At 35.2% G+C, this 11,017-nt stretch carries 11 protein-coding genes; 9 read left to right on the forward strand and 2 right to left on the reverse strand.

Going from position 1 to position 11,017, the window contains the following annotated elements; translation table 11 throughout:
- Window positions 1-539 (forward strand): M3 family metallopeptidase (locus ABY905_RS09200; RefSeq protein ID WP_372642813.1); only part of this gene is annotated, 539 nt, incomplete at its 5' end.
- 374 nt (window positions 540-913) lie between these two features.
- Complete coding sequence (locus ABY905_RS09205; RefSeq protein ID WP_372642816.1) at window positions 914-1,828, forward strand: YitT family protein; 915 nt, start codon at window positions 914-916, stop codon at window positions 1,826-1,828.
- A gap of 72 nt (window positions 1,829-1,900) precedes the next feature.
- On the opposite strand, the gene trpB is transcribed toward ABY905_RS09205, so the two are convergent.
- Window positions 1,901-3,115 carry a tryptophan synthase subunit beta gene (gene trpB, locus ABY905_RS09210; RefSeq protein ID WP_372642818.1) on the reverse strand — a complete coding sequence of 405 codons (1,215 nt, stop codon included), beginning with the start codon at window positions 3,113-3,115 and terminating at the stop codon, window positions 1,901-1,903.
- A 364-nt stretch (window positions 3,116-3,479) separates the two neighbouring features.
- On the opposite strand from trpB, the gene ABY905_RS09215 reads away from it, so the two are divergent.
- From ABY905_RS09215 to ABY905_RS09225, 3 genes are all read left to right on the forward strand, one after another.
- Complete coding sequence (locus ABY905_RS09215; RefSeq protein WP_372642820.1) at window positions 3,480-3,905, forward strand: N-acetyltransferase; 426 nt, start codon at window positions 3,480-3,482, stop codon at window positions 3,903-3,905.
- A 185-nt stretch (window positions 3,906-4,090) separates the two neighbouring features.
- Entirely contained in the window at window positions 4,091-4,768 is a 678-nt protein-coding gene (locus tag ABY905_RS09220; protein ID WP_372642823.1) for a spondin domain-containing protein, read from the forward strand.
- Between the two features lie 161 nt (window positions 4,769-4,929).
- Window positions 4,930-5,322 (forward strand): DUF302 domain-containing protein, encoded by a 393-nt coding sequence (locus tag ABY905_RS09225; RefSeq protein ID WP_372642826.1) that lies wholly within the window; start codon window positions 4,930-4,932, stop codon window positions 5,320-5,322.
- Window positions 5,323-5,377: 55 nt separating this feature from the next.
- Here ABY905_RS09225 and ABY905_RS09230 read toward each other — a convergent pair whose 3' ends face one another.
- Window positions 5,378-6,001, reverse strand: coding sequence for a YqaA family protein (locus ABY905_RS09230; RefSeq protein ID WP_372642828.1), 624 nt, complete (start codon window positions 5,999-6,001; stop codon window positions 5,378-5,380).
- 742 nt (window positions 6,002-6,743) lie between these two features.
- Between ABY905_RS09230 and ABY905_RS09235 the strand changes: the two genes are divergently transcribed.
- From ABY905_RS09235 to ABY905_RS09250, 4 genes are all read left to right on the forward strand, one after another.
- The gene (locus ABY905_RS09235; RefSeq protein WP_372642830.1) at window positions 6,744-7,571 is read left to right on the forward strand and encodes a hypothetical protein; all 828 of its coding nucleotides are present in this window, start codon (window positions 6,744-6,746) and stop codon (window positions 7,569-7,571) included.
- 19 nt (window positions 7,572-7,590) lie between these two features.
- The gene (locus ABY905_RS09240; RefSeq protein WP_372642832.1) at window positions 7,591-8,535 is read left to right on the forward strand and encodes a universal stress protein; all 945 of its coding nucleotides are present in this window, start codon (window positions 7,591-7,593) and stop codon (window positions 8,533-8,535) included.
- A gap of 222 nt (window positions 8,536-8,757) precedes the next feature.
- On the forward strand, window positions 8,758-10,008 hold the full coding sequence (locus tag ABY905_RS09245; protein WP_372642834.1) for a sensor histidine kinase: 1,251 nt from the start codon (window positions 8,758-8,760) through the stop codon (window positions 10,006-10,008).
- A gap of 22 nt (window positions 10,009-10,030) precedes the next feature.
- The gene (locus ABY905_RS09250; protein WP_372642836.1) at window positions 10,031-10,684 is read left to right on the forward strand and encodes a response regulator; all 654 of its coding nucleotides are present in this window, start codon (window positions 10,031-10,033) and stop codon (window positions 10,682-10,684) included.
- Window positions 10,685-11,017 lie beyond the last annotated feature (333 nt).

Here is an 11,017-nt window from a genome sequence, read left to right on the forward strand (position 1 = left end):
TACCATCTCAGTTTATGGAGAACTATGCTTTTGAGAAGCAATGGCTTGATAAGGTTGCTGAGCACTATAAAACAGGAGAGAAGATCCCTGCTGATTTGGTTCAAAAAATTATTGATAGTGGTAATTTTCATTCGGGATATGCCTTCGTTCGTCAGATTAGCTTCGGCTTGAATGATATGGCTTGGCACTCAGTAGAAAAACCTATTGAAGAATCGGTTTCTGAATTCGAAGCAGGAGCTATGCAGGCCACTGAGCTTTTCCCTCGATTAGAAACCTCTTGTATGAGTCCAGCATTCTCGCATATATTTGCAGGAGGCTATGCTGCTGGCTACTATGGCTATAAATGGGCAGAGGTTTTAGATGCTGATGCTTTTGATGCTTTTAAGAAGAATGGCATTTACGATAAAGAAACAGCTGATTCTTTCCGCGAACAAGTATTGGAAAAAGGAGGTAGTGAGCACCCTATGGTTCTTTACAAACGCTTTCGAGGACAAGAGCCTTCCATTGCACCTTTATTGAAGAGAAGTGGCTTGAATTAGGCTTCGTTTTTAGATGATATTCGACCTCAGTTTTAATAACTGAGGTCTTTTTTTTTGCTTAATTCTTTCAATCTAGCCATTTTACTGTAAAAGAGATGAATCTTATGGTTCATAGAAATACTATAAACTCCCTATACATGAGCATGTATGAAGCTATTCCTACGACGAATTAAAGTTTTCATTATTACAATAGTCAAAGCTTGATAAAATGCTGTTTTTAGACATGTAATTTTCTTTCTTAAAGTTATTGTTATTGTGCTTAAGCCGATTAATTTTGTCGCCGATTTTAAACACATCTAAACTTTTCGATGCTATTCTAAGGATAACCGTCTAGAGGACAAGTCGAATTGTTGAAATACTAAACAACACATAGAATGGCTTTTATTACTAAAGAAAAATTTTTGTCAAACGAATGGCTTTCTGCCTATGCTTACCTTATTCTAGGTAGTATTATCTTCGCTGTTTCTGACATTTTATTCGTGGTTCCATACAAATTAGCGCCAGGTGGCGTTTATGGTATCGCTACAGTTCTAAACACAATGTTTAGCTGGAAAATTAGTTATTGTACATTTGCCATGGAGGTTCCATTGGTTATTTTAGGTACTATCATTCTTGGCCCTCGCTTTGGGATTAAGACAATTGTAAGTATTGCGATTATTTTGACTACAGTATGGATAATGGAGACTTTTGTTTCTGTTGGTTATCCTAAGGTTATTCTTGATCCAATGTTGAATACAATTGTAGCTGGAGTCTTTTACGGTATTGCAATAGGGCTTATCTTTAAATCACGTGCAACTTCAGGTGGTTCTGATATCATTGCAATGATTATGGCTAAATACTCGAGGATATCTCTAGGAAAACTGGTAATGATTGTAGATGGTATTATTGTATTGTTTACTCTTATTCAGCCTACTGAAACGGGTACTATCGGATGGGAATTTGCAATTTACTCGCTTATTATTATCTATATTGAAGGTAAGATTATTGATATGATTGTAAGTGGGGCTAGCTACCACAAAACGGTTATGATTGTGTCGGATGAATATGAGTCTATCGCTGCTAAAATTAAAAATGAATTGGTGCGTGGTGCTACTATCCTTAATGGAACAGGAGCTTACTCTGGACAAGAAAGAAAAATGGTTTACTCGGTAATGAGCCGTAGAGAGCTTGAAATTCTTAAGCTGTATATTAAAGAAGTTGATCCAGAGGCTTTCGTAAACGTTACTGAAGCAAATGAGATTATTGGAAAAGGTTTCCAGTCTTTAAATGATGAAGAAGCAGGGCACTAGACTCTTTTATAATATATCTAGAAATGGCGACCTAATAGGTCGCCATTTTTGTTTCATAAAAGTTACTTAAGCTTATCTGTCTTCAGGTAGACCATAGGTGTCAATCACAAAATCAAGATCTTTATCTCCGCGTCCGCTCAAGTTTACAAGAATAGATTGTTTCGGATTGGTTTTAGCTAATTTGATGGCATATGCAATTGCATGTGCTGACTCAAGTGCAGGAATAATACCTTCCAATCGACTTAACTCAAAGAATGCATCTATACATTCCTTATCATCGATATGATGATATTCAGCTCTTTGTAGATCTTTAAGCATGGAATGTTCTGGTCCAACACCAGGGTAATCAAGACCACTGGCAACAGAATATACTGGTGCTGGCTCTCCTGCTTTATCCTGTAGCATGTAACATTTGAAACCATGAATAACACCAGGACTTCCAAGAGTTAAAGTTGCAGCATGTTCACCCTCTTTATCAATTCCACGACCAGCTGGTTCCACACCATGCAGCATGATATTCTGATCATCTAAGAAAGCTGAGAATATGCCCATGGCATTGCTACCACCTCCAATACAAGCAACAATATTATCTGGTAATTCGCCTGTCATCTCCTCAAACTGTTCACGAGCTTCGATACCAACTACACGTTGGAATTCACGAACCATCATTGGGAACGGGTGTGGACCAACAACAGAACCAATGCAGTAGATCGTGTTGATAGGGTCTAGTAAGTAAGCTTGAAATGCAGAATCGACAGCCTCCTTTAGGGTTTTTAAGCCATGAGTTACGGGTACAACAGTAGCACCAAGTATCTTCATGCGCATCACATTTGGATGCTCTTTGGCAATATCAACTTCGCCCATGTGAATTTCACATTCCAAACCAAAGTAAGCAGCTGCTGTTGCTAATGCAACACCATGTTGACCTGCTCCAGTTTCAGCAATGAGTTTCTTTTTGCCCATATACTTTGCTAATAAAGCTTCGCCCATGCAGTGGTTAAGTTTATGAGCTCCTGTGTGATTTAAGTCTTCACGCTTTAGGTAAATGCGTCCGCCGTACTTCTCTGATAAACGATTACAATAATAGACAGGCGTTGGACGTCCTTGGAAGTGTTTGCGAATGCTTCTTAATTCAGAAATAAACTCATGAGATTTACTGATAGAGTAGTAAGCTTCATTGATGCGTTTCATTTCGTCTTCCAGTGCAGGGGGAATGAAGCTTCCGCCAAATTCACCGAAATAACCTTCTTCGTTCGGGTAATTTTTAAAATAGTCTTTGAATGTCATGGTATTTTGATTTTATAGTTAGAATTCTACGATTTAGAGCAAAAAAAAGACCTGCGAGAAGCAGGTCTTTTAGTATATGAATTATGTGCATATGGCTAACCCTTCTCGATATTGATTATTGAGAAGTTCCACCAAAATTTATTTTGTGTCATACTTGTTTGCATGTTGCAATGTTATTGCAATTTTCGCTCATAAACAAATTTCAACAAAAAAAAGTATAAAGGAGAATTGCCTCTTTGCTCTATGATTTGTAACTTGTGGAGTTGTGATTTTGAAATGATATATTGTGTTTAAACTATTGCTTGTGAGAGAGTCAGGCTTCTGATGGTTATTAGGTTTTTGAGATTGAAAAAGGAAATAAGAAATGATACGAAAATATATAGAAAGTGATATTGATGAAATTTTAGAGGTTTGGTATCAAGCTTCCAGAATGGCTCATCCTTTTTTAGATGCTGATTTTATGGGTATGGAGAAGAGGAATATTCGCGATGTTTATATTCCTAACACTTCGACTTGGGTGTTCACAGATGATGACCTTATTTTGGGTTTTATCTCGATGATGGGAAATGAAGTGGGAGCTATTTTTGTTCGTCCGGATTATCACGGAAAAGGTATTGGCAGACAATTAATGGACTTTGTTTCAGATTTTCACGATGTAATGGAGGTTGAGGTTTTTGAGCGAAATAATGTTGGGATAGCATTCTATCACAAGTATGGTTTTGAGTTAATTGAGGAACTTATACATAAGGAAACGAACAATAAACTACTTCGTTTGAGGTACAGAAAGTAAGTCATCCTAATTGTCAACTCAGCTTATTAAAGCTGAGATTTTTTTTTCCAATTGATGCTAAGTAGAATTGATAAGAGTCGAGTTTGTGGGGAAATATGCTTATTTTTATTTATCAAAGATAAGCTGATCCTGTTTTGGAGACACTTACTATGAAACAAGCTATTTGGAAATTATAAATAAGAATTATGAGGAAATTTAGATCATACTTTTACCTGTTAATTGGGTTGGTATTTGTGAGTTGTAATAAAAGTGATGGCCCTATTGAAACTGGAATTGAAAGTGAAGCATCTTACAGAGTTACTTTTACAATGCATTGGAATAGTACCGACTTTCCTACAGATTATCCATCAAATGCACATTTTTCGCCTTTAATTGGTTGGTCTCATCCAACAACAAGTACCTTCTTTAATGTCGGAACAACTGCATCTGCAGGAATTGAAGATATGGCTGAGAATGGTGGTACCGCTATACTACAAGCGGAATTGGAGGCCAAAATTGTAAATAATGAAGGCTTGGATTTTGTACTTGGTAGTGGTTTAGGAAGTGGAGAAGGAGAAATTACTGTTGAGGTTCTGGTAAATGCTGCGAATTCATCAGTAACATTAGTTTCAATGGTTGCACCTAGTCCTGACTGGTATGTTGCAGCTTTCAATGTTAACTTATATAATGGTAGTAATTTTGTTGATACTAAAATTGTAACTGCAGCTGTTTATGATGCTGGTACCGATAGTGGAGTAACATTCGCTTCTGCTGATGCTAATACAGATCTTAAAGTACCTATATCTTTATTTGTTGATGCACCACTTGGAGATGGAACAAACTTAGCAGCAGACTTTGCTACGATTACTTTTGTTAAAAATTAGTGTTGTTATTCTGATTATAATGAATCCTGACTTTAAGAAGTTGGGATTTTTTTATAGCTGATAATTCGTTAAATTAGGGGGAATAAAGTCATGGGTAATTATATATTACTCAGCGACTAATTTTATTTAAACGTATTTATGAGGACCTTAATACCCAAATTATGAGCTACTATTTTAATAAAGTCTTAAAAACGAAAGATTTCGATGAAGCTGTTGAACAAGCAACTTTTGAATTGAAAAAAGAAGGCTTTGGTGTTTTAACACAAATTGATGTTAAAGCAACTCTGAAAATGAAAATTGATGCAGATTTTAAGAAGTATGTGATTTTGGGTGCCTGTAATCCACACTATGCTTATAAAGCCTTGCAACGAGAAGATAAGATCGGCGTTTTCCTACCATGCAACGTTATTGTTGAGGAACACGATAATGGTGATATCGAAGTGTCTGCAGTTGATCCTATCGCTTCAATGGCAAAGGTCGAGAATGATACTTTAGGTGAAATTGCTGTTGAAATTCAAAATAAGCTGAAAATTGTTATCAAGAATCTTAATTAAGATCGTAATATTTTAAAAAAAACAAATCCCAGCCTATTGGCTGGGATTTGTTTTTTTAGCTCATCAATGAAAAGATGGCTAAAGCGTATAAATAGAAACGCAAGAACCTGAAAAGTCCATACATTAAATATCTTCTGAAGCTAAAACTAATGATACCCGCTGCAATACTAACCATAGAAAAAGGAATCGGCAGTAGGGCTCCCACAATGATGAGAAAACCACCCCATTTGCGGATATTGATAATGTGCTTTGCCATTTTAGATTCAAGGTAATGACTAACCTTAGGTATGGATAGTATGCCTCTACCAATGAAATAAGACACACAACCTCCTAAATAGGATAGTAAAGCCAAAAGGGATAGATTTAAAAATGGGTTAGGTAAGGTATTAACCCATGCAATAAATAGTTCTGGAGGAATTAAGCCTAGTAGTGATTCTGATGTGAAAAACAGAGAAAAAATACTTATGGCTGAATAGTTTTCTGTAATATAAGAAAAGAAGGAATTAAAGTCGATTACAAATCGATCAATTAAAATAAGCCCACCTATAATTAGAATAAATGGTAGTATCGACTTCTTAATATTCTCCCAAATAAAGTTATAAAATCCTGTATAGGAATAGTATTGATGTATAAGTTGAAGCTTAGATTTTCGATTTTTTGGTGCTGATTGTGATCTCATTTTTTTCCCTTTGTGTGATGGTGATAAAGTGAAGCGCAGATCCTGAGAAAAGAATTTGCTTTTGTTAGTCTATTCTTAAGCGTACATAGGCTTATGTATACTAACCAATAGATGTTTATGTAGACTGGTGATGAAAATGGTATAATTCTCGAAGCAGTTGCTTAAGAAGAACGGGTAAAAAACCAGTTTAAGAAGTCGATTGAGGCGGAGGTTCTACAATATTGACAGCTAGACTGCAGCATAACGTTGAAGCTTGATAAGAGAATTGAAGTGGTAATTTTAAATGTATAGAATACTTAAAAAATAAGCAGATAAACTGACCATCAGATTCATCAGACTCGTCTTCAAATGAAGATTGTTCAGCATCAGAAATAAGCGAGCTAAGATGCGCTTTTTGTTGAGTCCCTATTATCATCTTTTGGATTGTAGGGCTTACAACAACTAGTAAAATAAGTAGTATAAAACGGATGCTAAAGTTTTTCATTTTCTCTTCTGATGACGTAAATGTATACAAAAAAAGGAGGGCTAATACGGCTTATTATTTTCTCAACAATTTTCTCGTTCATTAATCTGAATTGGCAAGTCGTAATTGCATTGATGTTTAAGTTGTTAGTGTGAATGTTGGTGATTGTTAAATTAATATAACAAGATAAAATGTAGGGTTTTCCCCCATCAGGTTTAGGACCTACCCTGTTTCCCCGATTCAATAGACCTCATACATTTGTCCAATAAAAATTGAGCCATGCAGACAAAGGAAATTGACACATCTATAAAGAGGAAATCGAATATCTTGATTTTAGCCGATTATTCAGAAGGGAATAAGGCAGCCATTCATTTTGCCATGCGGTATCTTTATCGCCCTGGCTCATTGATTCATATTATTCAAACTTGGCAAAAAACCAATTTTGGATCTTCTATGGTGCGTGATTTGTCACCTATGCTCGAGGGTATTGCTAATAGTGAATTGGGTAGTTTGAAATCACATTTACAAAATCGCTATTCAATGCCTGATAATCAGATTCGCTTAATACCCTTTGAAGGAGATTTATCGGCATACTTCAAAACTGAGTCGTACCAATCACAAGAGTGGCAGATTGTAATGGGATCCAGAAATTATGAGAAGCTTTTTCCCAATAAGAATAGAATGAATGAACTTATAGATCAAGTCTCTCAAGATTTATTTGTTTTGGTAGGGCTTGAAGATAATAATGCAATATCAGAAATTTTTTTACTTGCTGATACATCGGAGACTACTTCATCAAACTTATCTGTATTGAAGAAAATTGCCATCAGTGAAAATCCAAGTATCAATGTTTGTTTATCTCGCTCATTTGTATCAGCTGAAGAGAGAAGGAATAGGGTGTTACCCTTGATTGAAAATTGTAAGGGTACAAGCGTAACATTCTCCCAAGTTGAAAAAGGAGAAGGACAAAAAGAAATTCATGAGTTCGCAAAAAATAGAAGAAGTCAACTGATTATTTTTGAGAAGAATCCACAACGTAAATTTCAGAATGGGATTAAGGCATGTTTGGATTCTTGGTTGTTAAAAAGTAAAGGTATTCGTGTTTAAAAATATTAAGTAGATTGATATGAAAGATGTTAACCTGGAACGTGTTCTTGTACCTGTTAGTCTTAGTGGAGATGGAGAAGATGCTTTGAAACAAGCTGTTTTTTTCAAGAAGAAAATGAATTCAAAAATAACACTTATTCATGTAACACCTGCTGCATCAAATTTAAAGAGTTTGGTACAAACAGAACTTAATAAAAGGTTGCAAGCGAGAGCAATGATTCGATTGATTCGATTTGCAAAACTTCAGTTTAAGGGGAGGATTCCTGAATATGTAGATCTTCGTGTTGAAATTGGACAGCATGTTCCCACAATTATTGAGGTGGCAAATAACGAGAATTATAACTTAGTTATCATTCGAAAAAATGAAAGAATAGAAGGCTTAGTCGGGAAGTTGAAAATGCATAGTGCCGATAAGTTTGTCAAAGACATTAAGTGCCCGGTATTATCAGTCAAAGATCGATGGACATATAGAGGCGTTCGCAATATATTGGTTCCTGTAGATATAAGACAGCAGTCGAGAGATATATTGAATTGGTCGATTTATCTGGCAAAGAAATTAAATACTCGCATCACATTAATCTCAGTTTTGACTGTAAAGATCGATTTAGAAAAGAGTTTAGCCTATAGAAAAGCAAAATTACTCGAGCGTTCAATCAGAGATGAGGGGATTTTTTGCGAGGTTAAGATATTTGAGAATACAGGTGAAGACAAAATTGAGACTATTCTGCAATATGTGAAGCATGAGAAAGCAGATTTTGTTCTAGCACAAGGAGCGCAAGATATTTTGTTTGGTGATTCTCAATCAGAGAATTTTATTTCAAGATTATTGCATGATTCTATAAAACCAGTTTTGAGGTTAGGGACTGATAGAGCTGCCTATTTCAAAAGCTTACTAAACGTTCGGGTACCCATTAGTATAAGAAATGAAGAAATGGTTCTAACAGAAGTTGTGATGAATCTGTAAAGAGATAACAACAATAATGAAAAAGTCAATTAACCTTATACTACAAAAGTGATGCTTAGGGGGCATGTCACAGTTGTAAAAGTTTGGGGAAGTTTCCTTCGTTTGCGGCGGGAAGCTTTCCCTTTTTGACATGAAAATGTTCTTAAAATAGGGGTATAGCTCCTTATTAATTGTAATTTTGTTTAGTCTCTTGTGAAAAAACAGACTTAAGGCCCTTAATTTATGCTTACAAAAAAGAATTTTCTAATAAAGCAAAAAGTAATTTCTGTTTTGCTGCTATTTAGTATTTTTGCTTTTGGCGGAATCATATACACATTCCGAACCAGTTCAGTAATCGATACCAGACACATCAATCTCGTTGAGTATTCTGAGAAAGTAGAAGTTGAAGTATTCAATGGTAGAATTGAGATGGACAACTTTGTGATGCAAAGGGATAGCCTGTCATTTAATGGGATTTCAAAGAGTTTTAATGAAGCAGATTCATATTTAAATCGAATAGGAGAGATCTTATCTGAAAGCAAAAGTGCTGTTCCCGAAAGTTATGAATTGTTTGAGCAGAAGTTACTTGAAACTAAAGCCTCTGTTGCACATCTGGATCAATTGATTAAATCTGGTAATTATCTTAAGAAACAACGATTGGATAGTACCATGTTACGATCCTATCTGAACTTTAATAGAATCTTTACTGAATATGAAAATGCTCTTCAGTCTTATATTAATGAGAGTAATTCCAGACTTAAAAAAGAGGTTTTCTTTCTTCTTGTAGCTATCTTTTTTATTCTGCTTGTGAGTTTGACTTTGATTGCCAGATTGATGGATTCTCTTATAAAAGCAGATCGTCAAATTCTCAGCAATACAATGGATGTTGAACAAAGGGAAAGGCGAAGAATAGCCATGGATTTACATGATGGTTTAGGGGCTATTCTGTCGAGTGTAGGAATGTATAGTAAAATTCTGGAAAAAGAACTTGTGGAAAATAAGCAAGCATGTGAAAAGTTGAAGCATATAACAAATCTCTCTAATCAGGCTTTGGTAGCTGTTGGCGAGGTTATTAATAATTTGAATCCCTCTATTTTAAACCGCTATAATATTGTTGAATCTCTTGAACGCCTATGTGCAAAAATCAATAGTATTGGAGAGATGAAACTTGAATTTGATAGTTGTAAATTTAGTGGAGAAATGACCAAGAGTACTGAGGTCATGCTTTATCGAATCTCTGGCGAATTAATGAATAATAGCTTGAAACATGCCAATGCTGATAAGGCAAGTATTCGCCTATCTCGACAAAAGGGACGTATCATTCTTTCCTATAAAGATAATGGAATCGGATTTGATATGAGTAAGTTAGCTATGCATGGAAATGATAAAATGGGACTTTCGAATATTGTAGAGAGAGTCGAATCCATAGGTGGACATTGTGAGCTGAAAACATCGCCAGGACAAGGCTTTCTAATGAATATCGAGTTTAATTAGGAAACGAATAAATTGCTATAGGATGGGAAAGATAAAGATAGTTTTAGTTGACGATCATAAGATTTTTAGAGATGGTTTTCGTCTTTTGTTGCAAAGTTTTCCCTATGTCGAAATCATTGGAGAGGCTTCTAATGGACAAGAATTTCTTGATTTGTTGAAAACTAAAGTTCCTGAGATTGTTTTTATGGATATTAATATGCCTCATGTCGATGGTGTAGAGGCTAGCCGACGAGCCGTTGAGCAATTTCCGGATATCAAAATAATAGCACTCACGACTTTTCTCGATGAGGATTATTTGGAGAAAATGCTTATGGCTGGTGTTGAGGCTTATATGTTAAAGAATTCGGAGCTTGATGAGTTCGAAAAGGCCATTATGAAAGTGCATAATGGAGGTAATTATTTTTCCGATGAGATTGTTAGTTTATTATCAGATAAGTTAAATCGTTTTAGAAAGCGTAAAAAGGAACAAGCCACACTCCCTGTATTTACTGAAAGAGAAAAGGAAATAATTGATCTTATTTGCAAGGGGTACGGAAATAAGGAAATCGCTGAGAAAACTTTTTTAAGTCCAAAAACCGTTGAAAAGCATAAGAGTAATCTCTTTCAGAAAACCAATACCTTCAATACTGTAAACTTGGTGATTTATGCATTCAAGAACCAAATTGTAAACTTCTAGATTTATTATTAAATTTAAGCTTAAAGAAAACTGGGAGGGATTAAACCAAATTGTTTTTATTGTTTAAAAATTGCTATCGAAGTAGGGATTTCCCTCTTTATAAAACTCGTAGAGCCTACTATTTTTGCAGTATACAGAATGGAATGAATCGACCTTCGTTTCAGAAACCTGACTTGGTTTTTATACCAAGTCAGGTCTGTTTATATAACCGATAAATACTAAAAGAATATATAATGATCCAATTTATAAAAAGAAAAAGACTATTAGAACGCATTAAAGATCCCTTAGTAGAATTCGTTAGATTAGAAGCATTTGGAGGGATAGTCCTTATAA

Source organism: Ancylomarina sp., assembly GCF_041555295.1.
Classification (GTDB): Bacteria; Bacteroidota; Bacteroidia; order Bacteroidales; family Marinifilaceae; genus Ancylomarina.

Coding starts and splice junctions, on each gene's coding strand:
- ABY905_RS09240 (WP_372642832.1), top strand. CDS start 7,591: ATGAAAGATGTTAACCTGGAACGTGTTCTTGTACCTGTTAGTCTTAGT.
- ABY905_RS09250 (WP_372642836.1), top strand. CDS start 10,031: ATGGGAAAGATAAAGATAGTTTTAGTTGACGATCATAAGATTTTTAGA.
- ABY905_RS09220 (WP_372642823.1), top strand. CDS start 4,091: ATGAGGAAATTTAGATCATACTTTTACCTGTTAATTGGGTTGGTATTT.
- ABY905_RS09235 (WP_372642830.1), top strand. CDS start 6,744: ATGCAGACAAAGGAAATTGACACATCTATAAAGAGGAAATCGAATATC.
- ABY905_RS09245 (WP_372642834.1), top strand. CDS start 8,758: ATGCTTACAAAAAAGAATTTTCTAATAAAGCAAAAAGTAATTTCTGTT.
- ABY905_RS09215 (WP_372642820.1), top strand. CDS start 3,480: ATGATACGAAAATATATAGAAAGTGATATTGATGAAATTTTAGAGGTT.
- trpB (WP_372642818.1), bottom strand. CDS start 3,115: ATGACATTCAAAGACTATTTTAAAAATTACCCGAACGAAGAAGGTTAT.
- ABY905_RS09205 (WP_372642816.1), top strand. CDS start 914: ATGGCTTTTATTACTAAAGAAAAATTTTTGTCAAACGAATGGCTTTCT.
- ABY905_RS09225 (WP_372642826.1), top strand. CDS start 4,930: ATGAGCTACTATTTTAATAAAGTCTTAAAAACGAAAGATTTCGATGAA.
- ABY905_RS09230 (WP_372642828.1), bottom strand. CDS start 6,001: ATGAGATCACAATCAGCACCAAAAAATCGAAAATCTAAGCTTCAACTT.